The following is a 26,378-nucleotide window of genomic DNA, read 5'->3' as shown; positions in this document are numbered from 1 at the left end:
CGGCGCGCTATTTCTGAAGCGCCTGCACGATCTGCTGCGTCACCTTCTTCGCGTCGCCGAACAGCATCATCGTGTTGTCGCGGAAGAACAGCTCGTTCTCCACTCCCGCATAGCCCGAGGACATGCCGCGCTTGACGAAGAACACCGTCTTGGCCCGGTCCACGTCGAGGATCGGCATGCCATAGATCGGGGACGCCTTGTCGGTCTTGGCCGCCGGGTTGGTCACGTCATTCGCCCCGATCACGTAGGCCACGTCGGCCTCGGCGAATTCGGGGTTGATCTCCTCCAGCTCATGCACCTCGTCATAGGGAACATTGGCCTCGGCCAGCAGCACGTTCATATGGCCCGGCATGCGGCCGGCGACGGGGTGGATGGCGTATTCCACCGTCGCGCCCTCCTTCTTCAGGAGGTCCGCCATTTCCCGCACCACCTGCTGCGCCTGGGCCACCGCCATTCCGTAGCCGGGCACGATGATGACCTTGCCGGCGTTCTTCATGATGTAGGCCGCGTCCTCCGGGCTGCCGGACTTCACGGGCCGCGCGGGCTGCGCCGCCCCGCCGCCGGCGGGAGCGCCGCCGGCCTCCGCGCCGAAGCCGCCCAGAAGCACGTTGAGGATGGAGCGGTTCATCCCCTTGCACATGATGTAGGACAGGATGGCGCCCGAGGCGCCGACCAGCGCGCCGGTGACGATCAGCAGCAGGTTGCCGATGGTGAAGCCGATCCCCGCCGCCGCCCAGCCGGAATAGGAATTCAGCATCGAGACCACCACCGGCATGTCCGCGCCGCCGATCGGGATGATGAGCAGGAAGCCCAGCCCGAAGGAGAGCAGCGCGATCAGCCAGAACAGCCAGGCCGGCCCGCCCGTGGCGACGAAGACCGCGATCAGCAGCAGCAGCAGCACGCCGAGCGCGGCGTTCAGCATGTGCTGGCCCTTGAACAGGATCGGCGCGCCCGACATCCGCCCATCCAGCTTCGCGAAGGCGATCACCGAGCCGGAGAAGGTGATGGCGCCGATGGCAAGGCCCAGCGACATCTCCACCAGGGACTGCGCATGGATATCCCCGGGCACGCCGATGCCGAAGCTCTGCGGCGCATAGAGCGCGGACGCCGCGACGAAGACCGCCGCGAGGCCCACGAGCGAGTGGAAGGCCGCGACGAGCTGCGGCAGCGAGGTCATCTGGATCCGCCTGGCGATCACCGCACCGATGGTGCCGCCGATCAGGAGCCCCGAGAGGATCAGCCCGATCCCGCCCAGGCGCATGCCCGGCACGGCGAGGGTGGCCAGGATGGCGATCCCCATGCCCACCATGCCCATCAGGTTGCCGCGGCGGCTGGTGGAGGGGTGGGAAAGCCCTTTCAGCGCCAAGATGAACAGGATGGAGGCGACGAGATAGGCCAGGGTTGAAAGCGTGTGGGACATCGCCTCAGCCCTTCCGCTGGAACATGGCAAGCATCCGCCGGGTGACGAGGAAGCCCCCGAAAATGTTCACCGCGGCCAGCGTCACCGCCAGGAAGCCGAAGGCCTGGGCGAGCCAGGATTCCCCCAGCCCCGTGGCCAGCATCGCGCCCACCACGATCACCGAGGAGATGGCGTTCGTCACGCCCATCAGCGGCGAATGTAGCGCCGGCGTCACGCTCCACACCACATGGTAGCCGACGAAGCAGGCCAGCAGGAAAATGGTGAGCAGCAGCAGGAAGGGCTCGGCCGCCGCCGCCCCTTGCTCGATGGCGGGCATGGCCTCTCCGGCCGCCGCGCGAGCCTCCAGGGCCAGGGCCATGGCGCGCTCGGCCATGGCCTGGGCGCGGAGGGCCAGTTCCTCAGCATTCATGTCTTGGATTCCCTCAGCCGGCCGCGAAATTCGGATGCACCACCTGGCCGCCGCGCGTCAGCATCACGCCGCGCACCAGGTCATCCTCCGCCGGCAGCACCGGGCGGGAGGTGTCCTTGTCCCAGAAGGTGGTCAGGAAGGTCAGCAGGTTGCGCGCATAGAGGCTGCTCGCCGCCGCCGGGATGCGCGCGGGCCAGTTGCGGTATCCCAGGATCGTCACGCCCTGGCCCGTGACCAGCTTCTCGCCCGGCTGGGTCAGCGCGCAATTGCCGCCCGCATCGCTGGCGATGTCCACGATCACCGAGCCCGGCTTCATGGAGGCGACCATCGCCTCCGTCACCAGGATGGGCGCCTTCCGCCCCTGCACCAGCGCGGTGCAGACCACGATGTCCATCTTGGGGATCGCGCCCGCCACCACCTCGGCCTGGCGGGCAAGGAACTCGGCGCTCATCGCCTTGGCATAGCCACCCGCGGTCTGCGCCGCCCGGCTCTCCTCGTCCTCATAGCCGACGAAGCTGGCGCCGAGGGACTTGATCTCCTCCTTCGCCGCCGGCCGCACATCGGTGGCCGAGACGCGCCCGCCCAGGCGCCGCGCCGTCGCGATGGCCTGGAGTCCGGCAACGCCCGCGCCCATCACCAGCACATTCGCGGCCGGGATGGTGCCCGCCGCGGTCATCAGCATGGGAAAGCCCCGATCGAAGGCTCCGGCCGCCTCGATCACGGCACGGTAGCCCGCGAGATTGGCCTGGGAGGAGAGCACGTCCATGCTCTGCGCCCGGGTGATGCGCGGCAGCATCTCCATCGCCGCCGCATCCACCCCGGCGGCGGCGTAACGGCCGGCCGCATCCTTGTCGGCGCCCATCGTGCCGATCAGCAGCGCGCCGCGCGGTATCAGCGCCAGCTCGTCCAGCGTCCCATCGCCCGCGGCCAGCGGAGCCCGCACCTTCAGCACGATCCCGGCCCCGGCCAGGGCAGAGGCCGCATCCGCCGCGATCTCGGCCCCGGCCTCGGCATAGGCCGTGTCGGGGAAGCCGGCCGAGAGGCCCGCCCCGCTCTCCACTGTGACGGTGCAGCCCAGCGCGATCAGTTTCCTGGCCGTCTCCGGGGTTGCCGCCACCCGGGCCTCATCCGCCCGGCGCTCCTTTAAAACGGCAAGCCGCATCATCCGATCCCGTCGCGCTTATGGGCGGCGAGGATTGCGGCGCGTTCAGAAAGGCGCAAGCCCGAACCCGTGATGCACAACCCGCGTGGGGCGCAATTCTGGCCTGCGGGATGCCCCTCGGGCGAAACAATGCTTCCGGTAGGGAGCGGCGCGTCGGGATGAGGCCTCGCGCGTTAGAACGGCATGATCCTTCGCGAAGCCGAGGACGGCGCGCGCCTCCTCATCCCCCAGCCCGCCCACGCGCTCCTTTCCGGCCAGATCCTGGCGGCCTGGGGTGGCCCAGGCTTCGCCGCCCCGGAACCCGCGGCGGAGGTGATTTTAGCGGCGTCCCAGCACGACGTGGCCTGGATGGAATGGGAGAGTGCCCCAAGCCTTGACCCGCGAACCGGCCTTCCACACGCCTTCACCGCCATCGGCCCCGCCATCCATGCCCCGATGTGGGCGCGCGGGGTGGAACTGGCCCGGGCGGCATGGGGTCTCTGGCCCGCCCTGCTCATCTCCCGCCACGGGACGCATATCTATACGCGCTACGCGAATCCCGAACGCGAGAGCCCGGAGGACCGGCAGGCCAGAACCCGCTACCTGGAGGAACAATCCGCCCTGCAGGCGGCCTGGGCAGAGGCGCTCGGCGCGGATCCCGCGCTGGTGAACGCCAATGCCGCCCTGGTCGCGGTGGCCGACGCCCTCTCCCTGGCGCTCTGCTTCAACCATGAGGGCGCAGCCGGAGAAGCCCCAACCATGGACGGCACCCTGGCCAGCCTGAAGCTCACGCGCGGCGCCCCCGCGCACTGGCTTCTCACCCCCTGGCCCTTCCGGGTCGGGGAGCTGGTCCTGCACTGCAGCGCCATCCGCCTTCCGGCCGATGCACGCTGGACGGAGCAGGAGGCGATGCGCCGCGCGCTGCGCGACGCACGCCGGGTGACGCTGACCGAAACCTTGGGCCCGGCCTGACGGATCAGACCGCGGGCGTCTCCGTCGGCGGCACCCCGGCCTTAGCCAGTGCCGAGGCCTGGCGCTCGGCCAGATCCGCCTCGCGGTAGTCGTCGATCAGCTCGTGGAACAGGTTGTGCCAGTTCATCTCCGCCTTCAGGCGCAGGAACACGCTGCCCAGCCCCACCGCCGCGCGGTCCATCAGCACGAATTCCCGCGGCGGGCGCACACCACCCACGCGCTTGAGCCCGGCATGAACCTCCTCGGCCACCTTCCGGCCGAATTGCGGGTCATTCGTCTCCTGCACCGTCCGCACCCGGTCTTCCAGGAGCGGCTCGTAAAGGAAACGGGCCCAGCGGAGCAGCACCTCCATGGTCTCGCGCTTCAGGTCCTTGAAGCCCCAGAGCTCGAAGGCATGCGCCGCCTTGTCGTTGTCCCCGTCCCGCACCGCCTCATAGAGGGTGAGCGTGCCGGTGATGAAGCGGGGCGGGAAAACGCGGATCGCGCCGAAATCCAGGAGGTTGATGCCCCCCTCGTCCGGCCGCACCTGATAGTTGCCGAGATGCGGGTCGCCATGGATCACGCCGTACCGGTAGAGCGGCACGTACCAGGCATGGAACAGCGCCTTGGCATAGGCGTTCCGTTCCTCCAGCGAGGGATCCTCCTCCAGCCGCGTCAGGATGGAACGCCCGTCCAGCCAGGTCATGGTCAGAAGCCGCCTGGTCGTCAGCTCGCGCACCGGCGTGGGCACATGCACATGCGGCACCTCGGCCAGCATGATGCCGTACATGCGCATCTGCGCGGCCTCACGCTCGTAATCCAGCTCCTCACGGAGCCGCTCGCGCAACTCCTCGTACACGTCGTCGTGCTGGATGGTGTTGTCCATCCGCGCATAGAGGCCCATGGCCATTCGGAGCTGGCGGAGATCGGCCTCCACCACGCTTGGCATGTCCGGGTACTGCAGCTTGCACGCCACCTGCTTGCCATCGGGCAGCATGGCCCGATGCACCTGCCCGAGCGAGGCCGCGGCCGCCGCTTCGCGCCCGAATTCCCGGAACCGGCCCTCCCAGCCCGGGCCAAGCTCGGTCCCCATGCGCCGGCGCACGAAGGCCCAGCCCATGGGCGGCGCATTCGCCTGCAGCGATGCAAGCTGCTGCGCATATTCCTCCGGCAGGGCGTTCGGCACGGTGGAAAGGAACTGCGCGACCTTCATCAGCGGCCCCTTCAGGCCGCCAAGGATGGATTTCAGGTCCTCGGCATGCGCCGCCTTGTCGGTCTTGATGCCGAGGAAGCGCTCACCCGCGACGCGGGCGGCAATGCCGCCCACCGCGCCGGAGGTGCGCGCCATCCGGCGGATCTCGCCGAACAGCGTGTTCTCGCGGTCCTCAGCCATCGGCGCGCTCAAGCTCGTCGATGAAGCCAGCGATCACATCAAGGCCCCGCATCCAGAATTTCGGATCGGAGGCGTCCAGCCCGAAGGGGGCCAGCAGCTCCTGGTGCCGCAGCGTTCCGCCCGCCCTGAGCAGGTCGAGATACTTGGCCTCGAAATCCGGCACCTGGCCGTCCTGGTACACGCCGTAGAGCGCGTTCACCAGGCAGTCCCCGAAGGCATAGGCATAGACGTAGAAGGGCGTGTGCACGAAATGCGGGATGTAGGACCAGTAAACCCCGTAATCCGGCGTGAAGTCGAAAGCGGGGCCGAGGCTTTCGCGCTGCACCTGCATCCAGATCTCGGCGATCCGCTCGGAGGAAACCTCGCCCGTCCGGCGCTCGTCATGCAGAAGCGTCTCGAAACGGTAGAAGGCAATCTGCCGCACCACCGTGTTCAGCATGTCCTCCACCTTGGAGGCCAGCATCAGCCGCCGCCGCGCCGGATCGGTCTCGCCGTCCAGCATGGCGCGGAAGGTGAGCATCTCGCCGAAGACGCTCGCCGTCTCGGCCAGGGTCAGCGGCGTGCCGGACATCAGGTAGCCCTGCTGCGCCGCCAGCCGCTGGTGCACGCCATGCCCGAGCTCATGCGCCAGCGTCATCACGTCCCGCGTCTTGCCATGGTAGTTCACGAGCAGATAGGGATGCGCGGAAGGCACGGTGGGGTGCGCGAAGGCACCGCTGGCCTTGCCCGGGCGCAGCGCCGCATCGATCCAGGGCTTGTCGAAGAAGTCGCGGCCCAGGGATGCCAGTTCCGGGCTGAAGGCTCCATAGGCCGTCAGCACCCGCTCCTGCGCATCACGCCACGGAATGGTCCGGTCCACATCGCCCGGCAGGGGCGCGTTGCGGTCCCAGTGCTTCATCCGGTCCAGCCCCAGCCACTTCGCCTTCATGGCGTAGTAACGGTGGGACAGGCGCGGGTAGCTCTCCACCACCGCGGAGACGAGCGCATCGACCACCTCGTCCTCCACCATGTTGGCGCGGTTGCGGGAGGTTCCGGGCCGCGGATAGTTCCGCCAGCCGTCGATGATCTCCTTGTCCTTGGCCAGCGTGTTCGTGATGAGGGAGAAGAGGCGGACATTCTCCCCGAACGCCTTGGAAATGCCGGCCGCCGCCGCCTCCCGCACCGCCCGGTCGCGGTTGGAGAGCAGGTTCAACGCCGCCGAGACGGTCAGCTCCTCCGCCCGGCCCTCGCGCGTCACGGGCACGCGCATATGGGCGATGGTCTCGTCGAACAGGCGGTTCCAGGCCGAGCGGCCCGTCACCTCCTTCTCGTGCAGCAGCTTCTCCGCCTCATCCGAGAGCTGGTGCGGGCGGAACACGCGCAGGTCCCGCAGCCAGGGCCGCCAGCGCGCCAGGGCGGCGGAGGACGCCATGCGCGATTCCAGCAGGCTGTCGTCCAGCCGGTTCAGTTCCAGCGTGAAGAAGAGCAGATGGCTGCCGATGAGCGTGACCCGCTCCTGCATCGTCTGGTAGAAACGCCCGTTCTCGGCATTCTGCGCATCGCCGCTGAAGAGCAGCTGTGCATAGGACATCGCGCGGCCGAGCACCTCCTCGATGCGCTCGTATTCCCGCAGCCCGGCTTCCAGCGCATCACCCGAAAGGGAAGCCAGCTTGCCCGCATAGCGCCCCTCGAAGGCCCGGGCCGAGGCCTCGGCGGCATCCAGGTCGCCCAGCAGCCTCGGGTCGTCCGGACGGGCATAGAGGTCCCGCAGATCCCATTCCGGCAGCACCTCTCCTTCCCGGGCACCCCCGATCCGGGCCTCGGTGTCGCGCAGGGGAAGCGGCTTGTGCAGGTTCATCAAAAGGAAGGGCCTTGTGGAATCGGGATTCTCCATCCCGATATAAGCCCCCGAGAGGGCGAGCCAAGGCCGCGCCCCCGGGGTCGGTGGATCAAAGCGGCGACAAGGGAGCGGCATGAGTCAGGATATGGCGCGCTGGACGAGCCTGCCCGGGATGATGCTGGGGCTTGCCGCCCGTCATCCGGAGCAGCCGATGATCCGGCACTGGGAAGGCGGCGGCTGGAAGCGGACGACATGGCGGGATTTCGCCCTGGCGGTTGCCAACGTGGCGGCGGGGCTGCGCGCCCAGGGCGTCTCCCCCGGGGACAGGGTGGTGCTGGTCAGCGACAGCCGCCCGGAATTCCTGATCGCCGACACGGCCATCATGGCCATCGGCGCCGTCACGGTCCCGACCTACACGACCAACACGGTCCAGGACCACGCCCATATCCTGCGCGACAGCGGTGCCCGCGTCGCCATCGCCGGCACGGCCCGCTTGGCCCAGCGCCTGCGCGAGGCCGCGGGCGAGGCCGGGCTGGACCTGCTGGTCTGCCTTGAGGACGCGCCGGGCATCCTGGCCTGGTCCACCCTCGCGGCCACGCCGGGCGATCTCGCGATGCTGGTGGCGGAGGTCCAGCACATCCCGGAGGGCCGCCTGGCCTGCCTCATCTACACCTCCGGCACCGGCGGCCTGCCCAAGGGCGTGATGCTTCCACACCGCGCGATGCTCGCGAACACCGCGGGGGTGCGGCCCTTCCTGCATCGGCTCGGGCTTGAATGGACAGGTGCCTGCTATCTCTCCTTCCTGCCCCTCTCCCATGCCTATGAGCACACGGTGGGCGGCTTCCTCTTCCCGGCCTGCGGCATCGAGATCGTCTTCTCCCGCGGGGCGGAACGGCTGGCGGCGGAGTTCCAGGAGGTCCAGCCCCAACTCATCACCGCCGTCCCCCGCCTGTTCGAGGTGCTGCGCGGCCGCATCCTGGCCGGGTTGGAGAAGGAGAAGCCCTGGAAGCGAGGGCTGTTCGAGCGCGCCGTCACCCTCGGCCTCCGCCGGATGGACGGACCGCCGCTGAATCTTCTCGAAAAGCTGGAGGATGCGGTGCTGGACCGCCTGGTCCGCAGAAAGGTCCAGGCCCGCTTTGGCAGCCGCCTCGTCGCCATGGTCTCCGGCGGCGCCAGGCTTGACCCCGACCTATCCGGCTTTTTCCTCGCCCTCGGGGTGACCGTGCTCCAGGGCTACGGGCAGACCGAGGCGGGCCCCGTCGTCTCGGTGAACCTTCCCTGGGACAATCACCGCCGCACCGTCGGCGCCCCCGTGGCGGGGGTCGAGGCCAGGATCGCCGAGGATGGCGAGCTCCTCGTCCGCGGCCCGCTGGTGATGGATGGGTACTGGGGGGACCCGGAATCCACCGCCCGCGCGCTCTCCACCCCACCCGGCGAGGACGATCCCTGGCTGCACACAGGGGATGTCGGCACGATTGACGAGGCGGGCCGCATCACCATCACCGACCGCAAGAAGGACTTCATCAAGACCCTCGGCGGCGACATGGTCAGCCCCGCCCGGATCGAAACCCTGCTGATGGCGGAGCCCGAGATCGCCCAGGCCGTGGTCGCCGGGGAAGGCCGGCCCGGCATCGTCGCCCTCGTCGTCCCGGCGGAGGGCGCCTCGGCCGAGAAGGCGATCCAGCGCATCAACGGCAAGCTCAGCGGCCCCGAGCGCATCCGCAAATGGACCGCCGTTTCACCCTTCACGGTGGAGGACGGCACCCTCACCCCCACGATGAAGGTGAAGCGCCGCATCGTGCTCGAACGCAACGCCGGGGCCATCGCCGATCTCTATGGCTGAGATCGGCGTGGGTCCGATTGACCCCTCCCCCCGGCTGGCGCAGCGTTCCCGCGCAGAAACAAAGGACCTGCCACCTTGACCATGCGTCGCCACCTTCTGGGGGCAGGTTTCACCTTGGCCGCCATGCTTTCCATGGCCGGCATCGCCCGGGCCCAGCCTGCCGGAGAGATCCGGATCGCCCTTGCCGGCCCGCTCACCGGCGACCAGGCCACGATTGGCGAGCAGATGCGCCGTGGCGCCGAGATGGCGGTGGCCGACCTGAACGCCGCGGGCGGCGTGCTCGGCCGCCGCGTGGTGCTGCAGATGGAGGACGATGCCTGCGACCCGCGCCAGGCCGTGGCCGTGGCCAATCGCATCGTCGGCCGCAATGTCTCCTTCGTGGTGGGCCATTATTGCTCCGCCACCTCGATCGCCGCCTCGGATGTCTATGCCGATGCCGGCATTCCCCAGGTTTCGCCCGGCTCCACCAACCCCCGCTACACCGAGCGCGGGCTGGGCAACGTCTTCCGCGTCTGCGGGCGGGACGACCAGCAGGCCCAGGTGGCCGCGGCCTATGTGGCCCGGCGCTTTCCCGGCCAGCCCGTCGGCATCACCAACGACCTTACCGCCCCCGGCGTGACCCTCGCCGATGTCTTCCAGTCCCAGCTCCGCTCGGCCGGCATGCAGGAGGCGGTGCGCGCCCAGGTTACCAAGGGCGAAACGGACTTCAACGCGGTGGTCACCCGCCTGAAATCGGCGGGGGTGCGCGTGTTGTTTCACTCCGCCTATCATCGCGAGGCGGCGCTCATCCTGCGCCAGGCCAAGGAGCAGGGCCTGGACCTGCAGCTCATCTCGAATGACGACCTGAACGTGCGCGACTTCTGGGGCATCACCGGCCCGGCCGGCGAGGGCAGCCTCTTCACCTTCGAGGCCGATCCGCGCCGCACCCCCGCCGGTGCCGATATCGCCCGGCGCTTCGAGGCCGCGAATTTCGATCCGAGCGGCTACACCCTCTACAGCTATGCTGCCGTGCAGATCTTCGCCCAGGCCGCCACCTCGGCGAACAATGCACAGCCCGCCCGGATCCTCGCTGCCATGAAGGGCCGCGAGTTCAACACCGCCCTCGGCCCGATCCGCTTCGACGCCAAGGGAGACCGTGAGGGCGCCGCCTATCGGGTCTATGCCTGGAGAGACGGGCGGATCGCGGAAGCGGAGTAGCCTTCACCGGCTGCCCTGGGGAAGGCCCAGCCTCCCCCAGGGCGCCGCATCACATGCCCAGCGCGCGACGATACAGGTCGAGAAGGGTCTCCATCTCCTCGACCTCGGCCGGCTCCTGCTTCCGCAGCCGGATGATCTGGCGGACCACCTTCACGTCAAACCCGGCGCTCTTCGCCTCGGCGAAGATGTCCTTGATATCGTCGGCCAGGGCCTTCCGCTCCTCCTCGAGGCGCTCCACGCGCTCGATGATGCTGCGCAGGCGATCGACAGCGATGCCGCCCACCGCGGGGTCCGGATCAGCCTCCTGCCTCGCGCGGCTCGCGGCTGCCTCGTCCATGGTGTCGAAGGGCACGTCAGACATGGGCTTCTCACGCTCTTTCAGAAAAGGTTAGCAAAGGCCGCCGCTGCGCCCGGTGCGGGCCGGCATGCGGCAAGGCCAGGGTCACGAAGGCGAAGGGACTGAAAGGGGCTTACCGGGCAGGGGCCCGGTCAAGGCACGGCAGCTCGAGCTGGATATCCGACATGGCGAGGCCCCCCTACGCGAGCCGCGGGTCTTACCCGCCCAATCCGCCCGCCTCAATGGGGAAGAGAGAACCCTTCAGGAACAATCATCTGGACGGCAGAGTTCACGAGACCGGACCTTCTGACCCGCGATGGAGCAGATGGGTCATGGCCGCCGTTCCCAGCACGGGAACCAGAAGGTTGGCGAAAGGCACGATTGCCAGCGCCGCCATTACCCCGCCCAGCGCCAGCACGGAGAATTCCCGCCGCTTCCGCAGCAGCCGCGCCTGTGGAACGCTCATCCGCCGCTGGGCCACCCCCTCGAACAACCCATGGCCGAGCGAGACGGCCGCCACGACCCAGAGAACCACCGCCCCGACCACCGGCAGCAGCAATGCCACGGGCAGCAGCACCAGGTTCAGCGCCAGCACCTTCAGCGCCAGCACGACATTGAACACGCCCTGCGCGGCCAGGGAGGCGCCCCGCGCCTCGGGCAGCCCGGGATAGTGCCGGCGCTCCACCGCGGCCGCCGTCTCCTCCAGGAACAGCCCCGCGATGGCCAGCACGAAGGGCACGAAGAGCCAGAAGGCGGCGAAAAGCGCCGCCACCCCGCCGAGCACCCCGGCGATGGTCGCCAGCCAGCCCGTGCCGCCGGCCACCGCATCCATCGCCCAGCCCATCAGGATGATCAGCCCGCCCAGGGAGAGCACGGCGCCGAGCACCCCCTTCAGCAGCGGCCCGCGGAACCCCTTGTCGAAAACCTGGCCGAGCGGAAGGAGCAGGCTGGTGAGAACAGCGGACACGCGCGCTCAGTGCCCCGGATTCGCCTTGGCGAAGGCGGCCTTCTGGTCGGCCGTCGCCTCGCGCTGGTACTTCGCCTGCCACTCCTTGTACGGCATGCCATAGATGATCTCCCGCGCCTCGGGATCGGTCAGGGCGATCCCCTGCCCCTCGGCAGCCTCGCGGTACCAGCGGCTCAGGCAGTTCCGGCAGAAGCCCGCCAAGTTCATCATGTCGATGTTCTGCACGTCGCTGCGCCCGCGCAGATGCTCCACCAACCGGCGGAAGGCTGCCGCCTCAAGCTCCGTGCGGGTCTTCTCATCGATCTCGGTCATGGGCTCCCCCAAAAGGTCCAGGCGTCCGGGTCAGTTCGTCGGGCGCCCAAGATGGTGCCGCCCGGCGTGGCGCGCTATCCCCGCCCCTGCCCGTCCTCCCGGCTGCCGGGATAGGCGGGCAGCCCATCGGAGACGTGCAGCCAGGATATCCGCGCGGCCGTGCGCGTATGGTCGGCCGGCGGCACCCGGTCCGGCTCGTCCAGGCTCGCCGTCGTCACGTCGATCTCCTCGAGCAGGTCATGCGCGGCGAAGGTCATGGGCGTGCCACAGGCCGCGCAGAAGCCCCGCATTGCACGCGGGCTGGAGGCGTAGTGCCGCATCTCCCCGCGCACGACGCGAAGATCCACCCGGGCGACGCTGAACCAGGCAACACAGGGTGAACCCGCCACGCGGCGGCAATCCTCGCAATGGCATATCGTCGTGTTGAAGGGCGTGCCATGCGCCTCGTAGCGCACCGCGCCGCAATGGCATCCACCTGTCAGCATCGGCGCTTCCCCCCCTGAGCGGGATGGGAGACTGACACCGGCCCCGCCGCCGGGGAACCATCCCGGCCCGGCATGGCGCGCCAGTGGCGGCGCGCGAAACGCCGGGCAATGCCGGGCATGAACCATGCCGCCACTTTTCCGTTACCAGACAGGTGGGGCCTGTCCCCGATCCGCCGGCGCCACCCTGCCGGTGCCGGAACGCCGCCCGGGGCGGCGCCTTCCCTCCCCGCAAGCAAGAGGTCTCCATGGCGAAGAAGGTCGGCGATTTCTTCTGGGAACGCCTCCATGAATGGGGCGTGCGCCGCGTCTTCGGCTATCCCGGGGACGGGGTGAACGGCCTTCTCGCCGGGCTGCAGCGCTTCGGCACCGACCGGATCGAGTTCATCCAGGTCCGGCACGAGGAAATGGCGGCCTTCATGGCCACCGCCCATTCCAAGTTCACCGGAGAGGTCGGCGTCTGCCTCGCCACCAGCGGCCCCGGCGCCACGCACCTGATCACCGGCATGTATGACGCGGCAGCGGACCACGTGCCGCTGCTCGCCATCGCCGGGCAGTCCGCCCGCACCGCGGTCGGCAGCCACTACCAGCAGGAGGTGGACCTGGTCTCCGCCTTCAAGGATGTGGCCGGCGCCTTCGTGCAGCAGGCCATGGTGCCCGGCCAGATGCGCCACCTGGTGGACCGCGCCATGCGCACCGCCATGGGGGAGCGCCGCGTGACCGCCCTCATCATCCCGAACGACCTGGGCGACGAGCCCTATGAGGATCCCCCGCACCAGCACGGCAGCACCCACTCCGGCGTGGGATGGAACCCGCCCCGCATTATCCCGCGCGACGAGGACCTGCGGCGCGCCGCCGCCGTGCTGAACGAGGGCAGCAAGGTCGCCATCCTCGTCGGCGCCGGGGCCGCGGGGGCGATGGCGGAGGTGATCCAGGTCGCCGACAGGCTGGGCGCCGGCGCCGCCAAGGCGCTGCTCGGCAAGGCCGTGCTGCCGGACGACCTGCCCTGGGTCACCGGCTGCATCGGCCTTCTCGGCACCCGCCCATCCTCGGACATGATGGCGGAGTGCGACACGCTGCTGATGATCGGCTCCAGCTTTCCCTGGGCCGAATTCCTGCCCAAGGAGGGCCAGGCCCGGGGCGTGCAGGTCGATATCCGGCCCGCCATGCTCAGCCTGCGCTACCCGATGGAGGTGCCGCTCTGCGGCGATTCCGCCGAAAGCCTTCGCGCCCTGCTGCCCCTGCTCGACCAGAAGACGGATACCGGGTGGCGGGACCAGATCGCCGGCTGGAACAAGGACTGGCGCGAAACGCTGGAAAACCGCGCCCGCGCCGCAGCTGATCCTATCAACCCGCAGCTGCCCTTCCAGGAACTCTCGCCCCGCCTGCCGGAGCGCGTGATCCTGACCAGCGATTCCGGATCCTGCTCCAACTGGTTCGCACGGAACCTGCAGATGCGGCGCGGGATGATGGCGTCCCTCTCCGGCGGCCTCGCCAGCATGGGCGCTGCCGTGCCCTATGCCTTCGCCGCCAAGATGGCGCATCCGGACAGGCCCGTGATCGCCATGGTGGGCGACGGCGCCATGCAGATGAACAACATGGCCGAGCTCATCACCGTCGCCAAATACTGCCAGGGCTGGTCCAACCCGACCTGGATCTGCATCGTGCTGAACAACCAGGACCTGACCGAGGTCACCTGGGAACAGCGCGTGATGGCGGGCATCCCCAAATTCGAGGACACCCAGCGCATTCCTGATTTCCCCTATCACCGCTTTGCTGAGCTCGCCGGCCTGCGTGGCATCTTCGTGGATGATCCGGCCAGGCTGCCCGAGGCGCTGGACCAGGCCCTCGCCTCCGACCGCCCCGTGGTGCTGGAAATCCGCACGGACCCGAATGTCCCGCCCCTGCCGCCGCATGCCACGGCCAAGCAGGCCGCCAGCTTCGCCGCCTCCCTGGTCGGGGAGCCGGAGCGGGGCAGCGTTCTCAAGGAAACCGCACGGCAGGTGATGAGCGCCGTGCTGCCGGGCGGGAAAACCTAACCCATCAGCGGCAAGGGGATCACTGCTCTCCCTGCGCGCCCCGGCAGGAGATCTGGTTTGCCAAGTCCTTCATGTGGCCTGGCGGCCGCTGCGCAAAATCTGGGCGAAGGGGCACGCGCGGCCCCGCGGCCCGAGACCCGGTCAGCCCGGCGGATCGGCCCGCCCCCGCCGACGCTTGAAGACGCTGCGCAGCTCCATCCGCTGCAGCACGACAAGGCCGACGATGGCGACGGCCACCACCACCAAACCGATGAGGATCGAGTCGGGCATTGCGGGCTTTCTCCTCGCCTGGTTCCGCGTGACAGATGACGAAACCCGTGAGGACCGGCCCGGCTGCGGCTTGATCGCGGTGGAAGCGATCAAGCCCTGGCGACCGGATCCCGGTCAGTCCGCGTAAACCCCCGCCGCCTGGATGATCGGCCGCCAGCGCGCCACCTCGGCCGCGAGGTGGCGGCGATGCGCCGCCGGGGTCGCCTGCTCGGGCGAGGCGACCTCCGTCACCAGATCGGCGAAGCGGGCCCGCAGGCGCTCCTCGCGCAGCGCGGCGCGGATGGCGGCGGAAAGCCTCTCCTGCACCGCTTCCGGCGTGCCCGCGGGGGCATAGACGCCGTGCCAGGTGCTCATCGCGATCCCCGGCGCGCCGGATTCGGCCGTGGTGGGCAGGTTCAGCCCCTCCACGCGGCGGTCGAGCGTCACCGCATAGGCCTTGATGCGGTTGTCGCGGATGAAGGGAGCGGTGTTGGTCGCCTGGTCGCAGAACACGTCGATGCGGCCCGCCATCATCTCCTGCAGCGCGGGCGCGGAGCCGCGGAACACCACCGTGGTCAGCGCCTTGCCGGCCGCCTGCTGCACCAGCATGCCGCAGAGCTGGTTCGCGCCACCCAGCCCGGAATGGGCGAGGTTCAGCCGGTCGCCCTGCTCCTTCAGCGCAGCGATGAAGCCCGCCATGTCATTCGCCGGAAAATCCGGCTTCGCCACGATCGTCATCGCGGCGTCGGAGACGAGGCCGAGCGGCGCGAAGGATGTCTCCACGTTATAGGGCAGCTGCCGGTACAGCGTGGCGGCGGTGGCGTGCCCGATATGGTGGACCAGCAGCGTGTAGCCGTCCGGCCGCGCCTGGGCCACGCGCGCGGCAGCGATGGTGCCGCCCGCGCCCGTGACATTCTCCACCACCACGGGCTGGCCGAGATCCTTCGACATGCCCTCGGCGACGAGCCGCGCGATGACATCGGTGGGCCCACCCGCCGCGAAGGGGACGATGACGGTGATCGGGCGGCTCGGGAAGGACTGGGCCATCGCGGACGGCGCGGCCAGCACCGCGAAGGACGCCGCGAGCAGGGCACGGCGCAGCAGCTTGGACATGGGACGATTCCTCCTTTGTTGGTTTCACTCTGGCACGGAAGTCAGGCCGGAGCGTTCGCTCCCTCGATCGCGGCGATCACCGCGCGCGTCACGGTTTCGGTATCTGCCGTCCCGCCGAGATCGGCGGTGAGGACGCCGTCGGCGCAGACCCGCTCCACCGCGCCCATCAGCGCCTTGGCGGCGGCTGGCTCGCCCAGATGCTCCAGCATCATCGCCCCGGTCCAGAAGGTGGCGACGGGGTTGGCGATGCCCTTGCCCATGATGTCGAAGGCCGAGCCATGGATCGGCTCGAACATGGAGGGCGCGCGGCGCGAGGGATCGAGATTGGCCGTCGGCGCCACGCCCAGCGAGCCCGCCACCGCGCCGGCAAGATCGGAGAGGATGTCGGCATGGAGATTCGTGGCGACCACTGTGTCGATGCTGGCGGGCTTGCGCACCATGCGCGCCGCCATCGCGTCCACCAGCTCCTTCTCCACGGTCACGTCCGGGTAGTGCTGCGCCACCTCGGCCGCGATGTCGTCCCACATCACCATGCCGTGCTTCTGCGCGTTGGACTTGGTGACGACCGTCAGCAGCTTGCGGGGCCGAGCGCGCGCGATGTCGAAGGCCACGCGCATGATCCGCTCCACCCCCGCGCGGGTGAAGATGGAGGTCTCCGTCGCGACCTCCTCCGGGTGCCCGCGATGCGCCCGGCCGCCATGGCCGGCATACTCGCCCTCGGAGTTCTCGCGGACGATCACCCAGTCGATGTCGCCGGGCTCCACTGCGCGCAGCGGGCTCGTCAGCCCGGGCAGGACGCGGGTCGGGCGGATATTCGCGTACTGGTCGAAGCCCTGGCAGATCTTCAGCCGCAGGCCCCAGAGCGTGATGCTGTCCGGCAAATCCGGGTCGCCCACGGCGCCGAAATAGATCGCGTCGAACTTCCGCAGCGCCTCCAGCCCGTCCTCCGGCATCATCACGCCGTTCTGGCGGTAGTAGTCGCTGCCCCAGGGCAGGGTTTCCACCTCCAGCGCGAAGCCGCCATCGCGCCGGGCCAGCGCCTCCATCACCCGAAGCCCGGCGGGGATGACCTCCTTGCCGATCCCGTCGGCGGGAATGGCGGCGATGCGGTGACGGCGCATAATCAGTAACCTGTCCTTGCCTGTTGGAATTCCGGGCGTCGGCTGGCATGCCGGGCCCGATGATCGACGACCCGGACGCGAAGGCGCGCACGAGCCTTGGGGAATCCGCCTATCGCGCCCTGCGCGTGCGGCTTCTCGAAATGACGCTGCCCCCTGGCCACCAGGCCAGCGAGGGGGAGCTGGCGGCGCAGCTCGGCATGAGCCGCACGCCGGTGCACGAGGCCGTGCTGCGCCTGCAATCCGAAGGCTTCCTGGAGGTTCAGCCCCGCCGCGGAATCCGCGTGCTGCCCATCGACCCGACGGGGATGGCCGAGACATACGAGATCCTGATCGCCCTGGAAGGCGCTGCCGCCGCGCGCCTGGCCACCCATCCGAACCCGGCCGCCACCGCGGCGATGGCCGAGGCGACCCAGGCCATGCGCGCCGCGCTGGAAGCCGGCGACCGCCGTGACTGGGCCAGCGCCGATGACCGCTTCCACCGTGCCCTCATCCAGGGATGCGGCAATGCCCGCCTCGCCCGGCTGGCGCAGGAAGCGGCCGATCTTGCCCAGCGCGCCCGGCTGGCCACCGCGGCGCTTCGCCCGGAGCCCCGCGGTTCGGCGGAGGAGCATGGGCGCATCCTCACGGCCATCGGCGCCGGTGATGCGGATGGCGCCCGCGCAGCCCTTTCCGCCCATCGCCAGCGCGCAAGCACCGAGATCCTGCAAACGCTCACCCTGCCGCTCATGCGGCTCGGCGGCCACTGAAGCCAAGGCCCGTCTCCTCACCCGGGGACGTTCTTCCATGCAACCTTCCATACCACAAGCGGAAATCACCACGGCCCCACCTTGCCCGGCGGGGAAGGCTGGTCATGATGCCGGCGAACGGGAGGGCCTGAGTTGAGCCAATGGGATGATGCGCGCGCCCGCGTCGCGCTGCGCCGCCTTTTCGATGCCGCCGTGCGCAGCGCTGATCCCCGGGCCATCCTGGCCGGCTTCCTGCCGGAGCGCCCCAAGGGCCGTGTCGTGGTGGTCGGCGCCGGGAAGTCCTCGGCCGTCATGGCGGCGGCACTGGAAGCCGCCTGGCCGGAGGTGCCGATGCAGGGCCTCGTCGTCACACGCTATGGCCATGCCGTTCCCACCGCCCGGATCGAGGTGGTGGAGGCCTCCCACCCCGTTCCGGATGCCGCCGGCGAGAAGGCCGCAGCCAGGATCCTGGAGGCCGTTGAAGGGCTGACGGAGGATGACCTCGTCCTCGCCCTGATCTCCGGCGGCGGCTCCGCGCTCATGCCGCTGGCTGCCCCCGGCCTGACCCTGGCCGACAAGCAGGCCGTCAACCGCGCCCTGCTCGCCTGCGGGGCCACGATCAACGAGATGAATGTGGTCCGCCGCCATCTCTCGGCCATCAAGGGCGGGCGCCTGGCGGCCGCGGCATGGCCGGCCCGGATTGTCACCCTTGCCATCTCCGACGTGCCCGGGGACGACCCGGCTGCCATCGCCTCCGGCCCGACGGTGCCTGATCCCAGCAGCTTCGCCGATGCCCGCGCCATTGTCGCGCGCTACGGCATCGCCCTGCCGGACGCCGTCCGCGCGCATCTGGAAGCGGCCGGGGACGAATCCCCCAAGCCGGGGGACCCCCGACTTGCCCGCGCGGAGTACCACCTGATCGCCACGCCGCTGATGGCGCTGAAGGCCGCCGCGCGCGAGGCAGAGGGGCTCGGCCTCACGCCACTCATCCTCGGCGACGCGCTGGAGGGCGAGGCACGCGAGGCCGGCACGCTGCTCGCCGGCATTGCCCGCTCGGTCGCCGCCCACGGCCTGCCGGTGCGCGGCCCGGCCGTCCTTCTCTCTGGCGGGGAGACGACCGTCACCCTCGGCGGCGCCCAGGGTGCGGGGGGACGCAATGGCGAAGCGCTGCTCGGCCTCGCCGCCTCCCTGGCCGGGCATCCGGGGATCTGGGCCCTGATGGCCGATACCGACGGCATTGATGGGTCAGAGGACAATGCAGGCGCCATTGCCACGCCGGATACCCTGGCCCGCAGCCGGCAGGCGGGCATCGATCCGATCGGCGCGCTTGCGAACCACCGCAGCCACCATGTGTTCAAGGCTGTGGGAGACATTGTGGTCACCGGGCCCACGCTGACCAATGTGAACGACTTCCGGGCTGTCATCATAACTTAGTATTTGTAAGCTCCAGCCCCCTCGAAGAGTTAACTTAAACCACCTAAGTGGGGGCCATGCGCGACAAGTCCCTCGAAACCCTGCTCGCCCAGCGCGGCGCCGTCACCCGGATTGCGGCCGGCCTGGGTATCTCCACCGCCGCCGTGTCCCAGTGGCGCCGCATCCCGCCTGAGCGTGTCGAGGAGGTAGCGCGCATCATGGATGTCGCGCCCGAAACGCTCTTCCAACCCGATCCCAAGCCCCCAGGAGCGTCCCGCTTGGCCAGCCGCATTCCGATCCGCCGCCGCCGGCGCACCAAGATCATCGCCACCCTGGGCCCGGCCAGCACCTCGCCCGAGGTCATCGAGCGCCTGTTCCGCGCCGGCGCCGATATCTTCCGCCTGAACTTCTCGCACGGCTCGCATGAGGACCACGCCGCCCGGATCGTGACGATCCGCGAGATCGAGCGCCGCACCGGCCGCCCGATCGGCATCCTGGCCGATGTGCAGGGCCCGAAGCTTCGCGTCGGCAAGTTCGCCGGCGGCCGTGTCCAGCTCCAGACCGGCCAGCCCTTCCGCCTGGACCTCTCCCCTGTCCCCGGCGATGTCCGCCGCGTGCAGCTCCCGCACCCCGAGATCATCCATGCGGCCCGCATCGGCACCACACTGCTGCTGGATGACGGCAAGCTCCGCCTCGGCGTGACCCGCCAGCGCGACGACCATCTGGAAACCGAGGTGCTCGTCGGCGGCCCGCTTTCGGACCGCAAGGGCGTGAACGTGCCCGATGTCGCCCTCCCCATCCCCGCCCTGACCGAGAAGGACCGGGCCGACCTAGCCTTCGCCCTGGACCAGGGCGTGGAGTTCATCGGCCTCTCCTTCGTCCAGCGGCCGGAGGACGTGGCCGAGGCCAAGGCAATCGCCGATGGCCGCGCCTGGATCATGGTGAAGATGGAGAAGCCCCAGGCGGTCGAGCAGATGGACGCCATCCTGGACATCGCCGATGCCGTCATGGTCGCCCGCGGCGACCTGGGCGTGGAATGCCCGCCCGAGGAGGTGCCGCTGATTCAGAAGCGCATCATTCGTGGCGCCCGCACGCGCGGCCTGCCCGTGGTGGTGGCCACCCAGATGCTGGAGAGCATGATCTCCGCCCCCACACCCACCCGCGCTGAGGCGAGCGACGTGGCCACCGCCGTCTTCGACGGGGCGGATGCCGTGATGCTCTCGGCCGAGACTGCCGCCGGACAGTTCCCCTTCGAGGCGGTGAACATCATGGACCGCATCGTCGCCCGAACCGAGCAGGACCCGGGCTGGCGCGCCATCACGGACAACAACCGCCCCGATCCGCGCCACACCTCCTCCGACGCCATCGCGGCCGCCGCGCGGCAGGTGGCCACCACCATCGACGCCGAGGCGATCGCCGCCTTCACCTCCACCGGGTCCACCGTGCTGCGCGTGGCGCGGGAGCGCCCTGGCGCGCCCATCATCGGCATGACCGCCAGCGAGCGCACGGCGCGCCGCCTCGCCCTGGTCTGGGGCGTGCACCCCGTGCCGAGCAAGGAGCCGTCCAGCATGACGGACATGGTGGCCAAGGGCGTGCGCGCCGCGGCAACGGAGGGTTTCGCCACAGCGGGCGACGAGGTGGTGGTGGTGGCAGGCGTGCCCTTCGGGACACCCGGCACCACAAACGCCCTGCGCGTCGCCATCGTGGATTAGCGCGTTACCGATCCCCATTCACAGGAGGCGCCCCTGCGCCGCATATGGCAGGGGCGCCTGGGATGGCGTGGCATGAGGACGATGATGAAGCGTATCGCGATGGCCGCCCTGGCGGCTTCCGGCCTGGCCCTGCTGGCGGTTCCGGCCCAGGCCCAGCGGAACGGGCTCTACCAGGTCAACGGCACCAACCCGGACGGCTCGGCCTATACCGGCCAGATGCTGATCCAGCAGGTCGGCCTCGCTTCCTGGCGCGTGGCCTGGCAGATCGGCGAGAACCGCTTCGAGGGCTATGGCATGTCGGCCGGGCCCGTCTTCTCCATCGGCTTCACCCTGGGCCAGTCGCCCGGCATCGCCATCTATCAGGTCACCTCTGATGGCGGCATGACCGGCCAGTGGACGATCGTCGGCAGCAGCGCCATCGGCACGGAGAACCTCACCCCGGTCGAGGCGCCGCCTGCCCGCACCGCGCCCCAGGCCCCGCCGGCCGCGGCGCCGACACGGCCCCGCCCGTAGTGGCGGGGAGCGCTGGGTGAGGCGCCGCCTCGCCCGGCGCCGCCCCATTCGCAGAGCCGGGGAGGCCTATTCCCCGAGGAATACTCGCCAGAGGCCAACGGCCAGGGCGGCGATGGCGCCGACCACTGTCAGCCACAGCAGAAGCCGCACGGCGCGCAGCACGGCAGCGCCCTTTCGCTCATCCTCGGTCCATTCGTCCGGCGGGCCGCTGGGATCCCAGGGCGCCATCTCCGCCTCGGCGAAGCGGCCCACGGCCGCCTCGCGCCCCGGCCGGGCGCCGCGCCGGCGGAAGGGATCATCATAGGTCGGATGCCGCTGCACGCGTCTGCCCTCCCGTTGCGGGCCGGGACTCGGGACCGGCCCGGCCTGTTGTCCGGGCATGTTGGCAGGGCGTGTCGCGCCACGCGAGATGAACTCGTTACTTCGCCGTGGCGGTCCCGCCCTCGCGCGCCAGCAGCGCCGCCTTGCGCTCCAGCCCCCATCGGTAGCCGCGCAGCGCCCCGTCCCGGCCGATGACCCGGTGGCAGGGAACGGCCAGGGCAATGCCGTTGCTGGCGCAGGCCCGTGCCACGGCCCGCGCTCCACGCGGCATTCCCAGCCGCGTCGCCAGTTCCGCGTAGTCCAGCGTATCGCCGGGCGGAATGGACCGCAGGGCTTCCCAAACCCGCTTCTGGAATGCCGTTCCGCGCAGGTCCAGCGGGAGATCCAGGGCGGCCCGCGGCTCCCGGACCCATTCCAGCACGCGCGCGACGGCGCCCTGCGCCGCCTCGTCCGCCGGTTCGATCCGCGCCTGGGGGAAGCGGGCCGCGAGGGAGCGCCGCAACGCCGCCTCGTCCTCCCCGAACTCGATCGCGCAGACCCCCCGCGCCGTCAGCCCCACCATCACGGGTCCCAGCGCGCTTTCCCCGAAAGCGGTCCGGATCACCTCGCCCGCCCCGCCCCGCCGTGCGGTGCCGGGCGTCATGCCCAGCAGCCGCGCCCCATCCTCATAGACCCGGCTCTCGCTCGAAAACCCGGCCCCGATCACCGCATCCACCACCCGCTCGCCCTCCGCCAGTGCCTGGCCCAGCCGCCGCGCTCGCAGCGCCGCCGCATAGGCATGGGGGGTCAGCCCCGCCACCTCCCGGAACAGCCGCAGGAAATGGTGGCGCGCATAACCCGCCCGCGCGGCCAGATCGGCCAGGGAGGGCAGATCCTCCCCCGCTTCGATCGCTGCCTCCATTGCCGCACAGGCCATCCGCACCGCGCCGGCATGGATCGCGGCCCGCGCCCCGTCCGGATCGCAGCGGCGGCAGGGGCGGAAACCTTCCCCCACCGCCTCGGCCACGCCCGGGAAGAAGCGCACATGCCGCCGCAGGGGCGGGCGCGCCGGGCAACCCAGCCGGCAGACGATCCGCTGGCTCGTCACGCCATAGAACCAGCCGGGAACGGCCTCGCGCCGCAGGAGCGACTGCCAGAGCGCTTCCTCGTCCGGGTGGGAGATGGTCAGTTCGGCTGTGTCGCGCATGCCGTCATGTCGCCCATGCGCCGCCGCAGGGGCCATCCGCCCGTTGCGGCGGAATGGCTCAGGTCGCATCCCCCTGCGCCCGGCGCCGCAGCTCCCGCCGGCGCTGCGCGCCCCCGGGCAGCTGCGGATGAATTCGCAGCGCCGCCTCCAGGCTCCGCAGCGCCCCTGGCGAGTCCCCGGCTTCTTCCTGAAGTTGGGAAAGGGCGAGCAGCGCGCCGAAATGCCGCGGCTCCAGCCGCAGGGCCTCCCGCAGATCCGCGGCCGCCGCGCGGCGGTCTCCGGCGGCCGCCTGGGCCTGCGCCCGCAGCACCCAGGATTCGGCGAAATCCGGCTGCAGCACGATGGCGGCATCCAGGTCCTCCACCGCCTCCTCCAGCGCATTGGCCTCCATGGCCCGCAGCCCCTTGCGGAGGAGCAGTCCGACGGCAGGCGTTCCGCCCTCGGCCCAGAGCTGCTGGATCCGGGCCTGGAGCGGTGCGGCCGAGGTCTCGTCCGGAGCCTTGGCGAGGGCGTCCATGAGCCGGTTCAGCTCCTCGCGCCGCTGCTCCGCCGCGCCCGGACGCGGCATGGGCACGGCGGGGGGCGGGATCGCCGGGGCCACCCCGGGCGCGCCGGGTATGGGCAGCACCTGCGCCGGGGCAGCGCCCGAGAGCATGAGCAAGAGCGCCGTCATCCCAGCAAAGCGCCGCATCCCGTCCTCCTTCTCGGCCTGGCGGCGCTACTCCGCCGCCAGGGTCTCCTGCCGGGCGCGCGCCGCCATCACGGCCGCCGGCGCCGGGCCGCCTGCCATCCAGTCCAGCAGCTCCACCGTATGCGCCACCGGCAGCCCGCCACCACCCAATTGCGTGAGGCAGCCGATATTACCGGAGGCAACGATGTCCGCCCCGGTCCTGTGCAGGAAGCCCAGCTTGCGGTCCCGCAGCTTCCCGGCAATCTCGGGCTGCAGGATGTTGTAGGTGCCCGCGCTGCCGCAGCAGAGATGCGCCTCGGCCGGCACGCGCACCTCGAACCCCGCATTTTCCAGCAGCGATTTCGGCACGCCCGTGATCTGCTGCCCATGCTGCAGCGAGCAGGCGGCGTGATAGGCCACCGCGATGCCGGGGGGCTCCCGCGCCGGCTGGTAGTCGAACATCGCCAGCACCTCGGAGACATCCTTGGCCAGCTCGGCCACCCGCGCCGCGCGGTCGCGCAGCCCCGGCTCCGCCTCGCGGAACATGTGCCCGTAGTCCTTCACCGTCGTGCCGCAGCCCGAGGCATTGATGACGATCGCGTCCAGGCCCTCGCCTTCCGCCTCCCGCACCCAGGCATCGATGTTCCGCCGCGCCAGCGCATGGGAGGAATCCTGGCGCCCCATATGGTGCGTCAGCGCGCCGCAGCATCCCTGCCCGGCCGTCACCACCACCTCGATCCCCATCCGCGTCAGCAGGCGGATCGTCGCCTCGTTGATGGAAGGGGCGAGCACGGTCTGCGCGCAGCCCGTCAGCAGCGCCACGCGCCCGCGCCGCACGCCCTCGGCCCGGTGCACCATGGCCGTGGCCGAGGGGCCCGGCGGCGGCACCACGGAGGGCGCCAGGTCCAGCATCGCGCGGAGGCGTTTCACGGTCGTGGACCGGCCGGTGAGCAGCGCCTTCACGGGCTGGGCCAGACGGGCCCCCGCCAGCGCGGCCCGGAACAGCGCCGGGCGGGGCAGCACCACCGCGAGCGTCGCCCGGATCAGCCGCTCCATCAGCGGGCGCCTGTAGGTTTCCTCGATGTGGTGCCGCGCATGGTCCACCAGGTGCATGTAGTGCACCCCGCTCGGGCAGGTGGTCATGCAGGACAGGCAGGAGAGGCAGCGATCCACATGCACCACCTCCTCCTTGGAGGCGGCGCGGCCGGATTCCAGCATGTCCTTGATGAGGTAGATCCGCCCGCGCGGGCTATCCAGCTCATCGCCCAGCAGCACGAAGGTCGGGCAGGTGGCCGTGCAGAAGCCGCAATGCACGCAGGTCCGCAGGATCTTGTTGGACTCGCGGATATCGGGATCGGCCAGCTGCGCCTCGGTGAACTCCGTCTTCATCCGCTTCCCCCCATGGAGCGCCCGTTGCGAGCGCAACCCGGAACAAGAACGTCCGTTCCCATCAAGTAGAACACGCCCCGAAGGGCTTCAAAAGAACAAGCGAGGGACACAGCCGCACGATGCCCGTTCTGCCCATCCGCCGCGCCAAGCCGCTGCGCCCGGACCATGCACGGCTGGGACCGCAGGAGGCCCGGAGAGAGGCGGCGCTGCTCACGATGGTGCCCCGGCACAGAAGCCGCTTCCCCGGCGATGGGGGCCGCGTTCTTCCCATGGGCGGCCCCGCCGCTTCGCGCGGCCTGTCCCGCCAGGCCGGCACTGCCTGACGCCGGGCGGCCAGGGGCGAAACATCGCCCCTGCCGTGCAATGTCAGCCCGCGAAGGGATCCGTCACCGTGATGGTGTCGTCCCGCTCCGGGCTGGTGGATAGCAGCGTCACCGGTGCCTCCACCAGCTCCTCGATCCGGCGCACATACTTGATCGCCTGCGCCGGCAGCTCCGCCCAGCTCCGTGCGCCGCGCGTGCTGCCCGACCAGCCCTCGACCGTCTCATAGATCGGCTTGGCCGCGGCCTGGGCCGCCATGGCGGCCGGCAGGCGCTTCACGGTCTCGCCGTTGATCTCGTAGCCCGTGCAGATCTTCAGTTCCGGCAGCCCGTCGAGCACGTCGAGCTTGGTCAGCACCAGCCCCTGCACGCCGCCCACCTTCACGGCCTGGCGCACGAGGCAGGCATCGAACCAGCCGCAGCGGCGCGGGCGGCCCGTGACGGTGCCGAACTCATGGCCGCGCTCGCCCAGCAGCTTGCCCGTATCGTCGAACAGCTCCGTCGGGAAAGGGCCGGAGCCGACGCGGGTGGTGTAGGCCTTGGCGATGCCGAGCACGGTGCCGATCGCGTGCGGCCCGATGCCCGATCCGGCGGCCGCGTTGCCGGCCACCGTGTTGCTGCTGGTGACATAGGGGAAGGTGCCGTGGTCCACGTCCAGCATCACGGCCTGGGCGCCCTCGAACAGCACGCGCTTTCCCTCGGCCCGCGCCGTGTCCAGCCGCTCCCACACCGCCTCCATGAAGGGCAGCAGCTTCGGCGCCCAGCCGAGAAGCTGCTCCATCAGCTCCTCCTTCTCGAACTCCGGCGCGCCCAGGCCGCGCAGCAGCGAGTTGTGGTGCAGCAGCAGCTCGTCGAGCTTCTTCGAGAGCGTCTCCGGCTCCGCCAGATCACAGAGGCGGATGGAGCGGCGGCCCACCTTGTCCTCATAGGCCGGGCCGATGCCGCGGCCGGTGGTGCCGATCTTGTCGCCGCCGCGCGCCGCCTCGCGCGCCTTGTCCAGCGCAGGGTGCAGGGGGAGGATCAGCGGCGTGTTCTCGGCGATCCGCAGATTCTCGGGCGTCACCTTCAGGCCCTGTGCCGTCACCTTGGCGATCTCGCCCAGCAGTGCATCGGGGTCCAGCACCACGCCGTTGCCGATGATGCCCAGCTTCCCGCGGACAACGCCGGAAGGCAGAAGGCTCAGCTTGTAGGTCTGGTTGCCCACCACCAGCGTGTGGCCGGCATTGTGGCCGCCCTGGAAGCGAACGACGATGTCGGCGCGGCTGGCAAGCCAGTCCACCACCTTGCCCTTGCCCTCGTCGCCCCACTGGGCGCCGATGATGGCGACATTGGCCAT

26 protein-coding genes are annotated in these 26,378 nt (G+C 70.2%); 9 read left to right on the top strand and 17 right to left on the bottom strand.

Annotation, left to right across the window (positions count from 1 at the left end; translation table 11 throughout):
* Positions 1 to 7: 7 nt before the first annotated feature.
* From J8J14_RS02990 to J8J14_RS02980, 3 genes are read right to left on the bottom strand one after another with little or no spacing between them, the layout of a single operon-like run.
* Positions 8 to 1,420 (bottom strand): NAD(P)(+) transhydrogenase (Re/Si-specific) subunit beta, encoded by a 1,413-nt coding sequence (locus tag J8J14_RS02990; protein ID WP_209377950.1) that lies wholly within the window; start codon positions 1,418 to 1,420, stop codon positions 8 to 10.
* Positions 1,421 to 1,424: 4 nt separating this feature from the next.
* Positions 1,425 to 1,829 (bottom strand): NAD(P) transhydrogenase subunit alpha, encoded by a 405-nt coding sequence (locus J8J14_RS02985; RefSeq protein ID WP_209377949.1) that lies wholly within the window; start codon positions 1,827 to 1,829, stop codon positions 1,425 to 1,427.
* Positions 1,830 to 1,842: 13 nt separating this feature from the next.
* Positions 1,843 to 2,991 carry a Re/Si-specific NAD(P)(+) transhydrogenase subunit alpha gene (locus J8J14_RS02980; RefSeq protein WP_209378081.1) on the bottom strand — a complete coding sequence of 383 codons (1,149 nt, stop codon included), beginning with the start codon at positions 2,989 to 2,991 and terminating at the stop codon, positions 1,843 to 1,845.
* Between the two features lie 183 nt (positions 2,992 to 3,174).
* On the opposite strand from J8J14_RS02980, the gene J8J14_RS02975 reads away from it, so the two are divergent.
* On the top strand, positions 3,175 to 3,942 hold the full coding sequence (locus tag J8J14_RS02975) for a DUF3891 family protein (RefSeq protein WP_209377948.1): 768 nt from the start codon (positions 3,175 to 3,177) through the stop codon (positions 3,940 to 3,942).
* A 4-nt stretch (positions 3,943 to 3,946) separates the two neighbouring features.
* Here J8J14_RS02975 and J8J14_RS02970 read toward each other — a convergent pair whose 3' ends face one another.
* Complete coding sequence (locus J8J14_RS02970) at positions 3,947 to 5,314, bottom strand: ABC1 kinase family protein (RefSeq protein WP_209377947.1); 1,368 nt, start codon at positions 5,312 to 5,314, stop codon at positions 3,947 to 3,949.
* Complete coding sequence (locus tag J8J14_RS02965; protein WP_209377946.1) at positions 5,307 to 7,151, bottom strand: M3 family oligoendopeptidase; 1,845 nt, start codon at positions 7,149 to 7,151, stop codon at positions 5,307 to 5,309. Before J8J14_RS02965 ends, J8J14_RS02970 begins: the two co-directional genes overlap by 8 nt.
* Positions 7,152 to 7,266: 115 nt before the next feature.
* On the opposite strand from J8J14_RS02965, the gene J8J14_RS02960 reads away from it, so the two are divergent.
* Both J8J14_RS02960 and J8J14_RS02955 read left to right on the top strand, forming a co-directional pair.
* Positions 7,267 to 8,976 carry an AMP-dependent synthetase/ligase gene (locus J8J14_RS02960; protein WP_209377945.1) on the top strand — a complete coding sequence of 570 codons (1,710 nt, stop codon included), beginning with the start codon at positions 7,267 to 7,269 and terminating at the stop codon, positions 8,974 to 8,976.
* An 81-nt stretch (positions 8,977 to 9,057) separates the two neighbouring features.
* Positions 9,058 to 10,173 (top strand): branched-chain amino acid ABC transporter substrate-binding protein, encoded by a 1,116-nt coding sequence (locus J8J14_RS02955; RefSeq protein ID WP_209377944.1) that lies wholly within the window; start codon positions 9,058 to 9,060, stop codon positions 10,171 to 10,173.
* 49 nt (positions 10,174 to 10,222) lie between these two features.
* Here the strand turns inward: J8J14_RS02955 and J8J14_RS02950 are convergent, their stop codons facing one another.
* The 4 genes from J8J14_RS02950 to J8J14_RS02935 form a co-directional block, all read right to left on the bottom strand.
* Complete coding sequence (locus J8J14_RS02950) at positions 10,223 to 10,510, bottom strand: DUF2312 domain-containing protein (protein ID WP_209378080.1); 288 nt, start codon at positions 10,508 to 10,510, stop codon at positions 10,223 to 10,225.
* A gap of 289 nt (positions 10,511 to 10,799) precedes the next feature.
* On the bottom strand, positions 10,800 to 11,477 hold the full coding sequence (locus tag J8J14_RS02945; protein WP_209377943.1) for an EI24 domain-containing protein: 678 nt from the start codon (positions 11,475 to 11,477) through the stop codon (positions 10,800 to 10,802).
* A gap of 6 nt (positions 11,478 to 11,483) precedes the next feature.
* Positions 11,484 to 11,789, bottom strand: coding sequence for a DUF1244 domain-containing protein (locus J8J14_RS02940; protein WP_209377942.1), 306 nt, complete (start codon positions 11,787 to 11,789; stop codon positions 11,484 to 11,486).
* A gap of 74 nt (positions 11,790 to 11,863) precedes the next feature.
* A complete protein-coding gene (locus J8J14_RS02935; protein WP_209377941.1) occupies positions 11,864 to 12,274 on the bottom strand; it encodes a GFA family protein in 411 nt (136 codons plus the stop codon).
* Positions 12,275 to 12,519: 245 nt separating this feature from the next.
* On the opposite strand from J8J14_RS02935, the gene J8J14_RS02930 reads away from it, so the two are divergent.
* Positions 12,520 to 14,310, top strand: a complete 1,791-nt coding sequence (locus J8J14_RS02930) for a thiamine pyrophosphate-requiring protein (protein WP_209377940.1) — start codon at positions 12,520 to 12,522, stop codon at positions 14,308 to 14,310.
* 141 nt (positions 14,311 to 14,451) lie between these two features.
* Here the strand turns inward: J8J14_RS02930 and J8J14_RS25355 are convergent, their stop codons facing one another.
* The 3 genes from J8J14_RS25355 to J8J14_RS02920 form a co-directional block, all read right to left on the bottom strand.
* A complete protein-coding gene (locus J8J14_RS25355) occupies positions 14,452 to 14,580 on the bottom strand; it encodes a hypothetical protein (RefSeq protein ID WP_280842834.1) in 129 nt (42 codons plus the stop codon).
* Between the two features lie 114 nt (positions 14,581 to 14,694).
* Positions 14,695 to 15,672: a tripartite tricarboxylate transporter substrate-binding protein gene (locus J8J14_RS02925; RefSeq protein ID WP_209377939.1), complete on the bottom strand. Its 978-nt coding sequence runs from the start codon at positions 15,670 to 15,672 to the stop codon at positions 14,695 to 14,697.
* 41 nt (positions 15,673 to 15,713) lie between these two features.
* A complete protein-coding gene (locus tag J8J14_RS02920) occupies positions 15,714 to 16,793 on the bottom strand; it encodes a tartrate dehydrogenase (protein WP_245215308.1) in 1,080 nt (359 codons plus the stop codon).
* A gap of 59 nt (positions 16,794 to 16,852) precedes the next feature.
* Here J8J14_RS02920 and J8J14_RS02915 point away from each other — a divergent pair, with 59 nt between their 5' ends.
* The 4 genes from J8J14_RS02915 (at position 16,853) to J8J14_RS02900 (ending at position 21,156) form a co-directional block, all read left to right on the top strand.
* A complete protein-coding gene (locus J8J14_RS02915; RefSeq protein ID WP_245215307.1) occupies positions 16,853 to 17,539 on the top strand; it encodes a GntR family transcriptional regulator in 687 nt (228 codons plus the stop codon).
* Between the two features lie 132 nt (positions 17,540 to 17,671).
* Complete coding sequence (locus J8J14_RS02910; protein ID WP_209377937.1) at positions 17,672 to 18,952, top strand: glycerate kinase type-2 family protein; 1,281 nt, start codon at positions 17,672 to 17,674, stop codon at positions 18,950 to 18,952.
* 257 nt (positions 18,953 to 19,209) lie between these two features.
* The gene (gene pyk / locus J8J14_RS02905) at positions 19,210 to 20,643 is read left to right on the top strand and encodes a pyruvate kinase (protein WP_245215333.1); all 1,434 of its coding nucleotides are present in this window, start codon (positions 19,210 to 19,212) and stop codon (positions 20,641 to 20,643) included.
* Positions 20,644 to 20,715: 72 nt separating this feature from the next.
* The gene (locus tag J8J14_RS02900; RefSeq protein WP_209377936.1) at positions 20,716 to 21,156 is read left to right on the top strand and encodes a hypothetical protein; all 441 of its coding nucleotides are present in this window, start codon (positions 20,716 to 20,718) and stop codon (positions 21,154 to 21,156) included.
* A 66-nt stretch (positions 21,157 to 21,222) separates the two neighbouring features.
* On the opposite strand, the gene J8J14_RS02895 is transcribed toward J8J14_RS02900, so the two are convergent.
* From J8J14_RS02895 to glcF, 4 genes are all read right to left on the bottom strand, one after another.
* A complete protein-coding gene (locus J8J14_RS02895; RefSeq protein WP_209377935.1) occupies positions 21,223 to 21,477 on the bottom strand; it encodes a hypothetical protein in 255 nt (84 codons plus the stop codon).
* A 97-nt stretch (positions 21,478 to 21,574) separates the two neighbouring features.
* Complete coding sequence (locus J8J14_RS02890) at positions 21,575 to 22,663, bottom strand: methylated-DNA--[protein]-cysteine S-methyltransferase (protein WP_209377934.1); 1,089 nt, start codon at positions 22,661 to 22,663, stop codon at positions 21,575 to 21,577.
* 58 nt (positions 22,664 to 22,721) lie between these two features.
* Entirely contained in the window at positions 22,722 to 23,354 is a 633-nt protein-coding gene (locus tag J8J14_RS02885) for a tetratricopeptide repeat protein (RefSeq protein WP_209377933.1), read from the bottom strand.
* Positions 23,355 to 23,381: 27 nt separating this feature from the next.
* On the bottom strand, positions 23,382 to 24,722 hold the full coding sequence (glcF, locus tag J8J14_RS02880) for a glycolate oxidase subunit GlcF (RefSeq protein ID WP_209377932.1): 1,341 nt from the start codon (positions 24,720 to 24,722) through the stop codon (positions 23,382 to 23,384).
* Positions 24,723 to 24,841: 119 nt separating this feature from the next.
* Here glcF and J8J14_RS02875 point away from each other — a divergent pair, with 119 nt between their 5' ends.
* Entirely contained in the window at positions 24,842 to 25,045 is a 204-nt protein-coding gene (locus tag J8J14_RS02875) for a hypothetical protein (RefSeq protein WP_209377931.1), read from the top strand.
* A gap of 43 nt (positions 25,046 to 25,088) precedes the next feature.
* Here the strand turns inward: J8J14_RS02875 and J8J14_RS02870 are convergent, their stop codons facing one another.
* Positions 25,089 to 26,378, bottom strand: coding sequence for an adenylosuccinate synthase (locus J8J14_RS02870; RefSeq protein WP_209377930.1), 1,290 nt, complete (start codon positions 26,376 to 26,378; stop codon positions 25,089 to 25,091).

Source organism: Pararoseomonas baculiformis (assembly GCF_017813395.1).
In the GTDB taxonomy this organism is placed as follows: Bacteria; Pseudomonadota; Alphaproteobacteria; order Acetobacterales; family Acetobacteraceae; genus Roseomonas; species Roseomonas baculiformis.
This window is presented reverse-complemented; position numbering and strand designations above follow the sequence as displayed.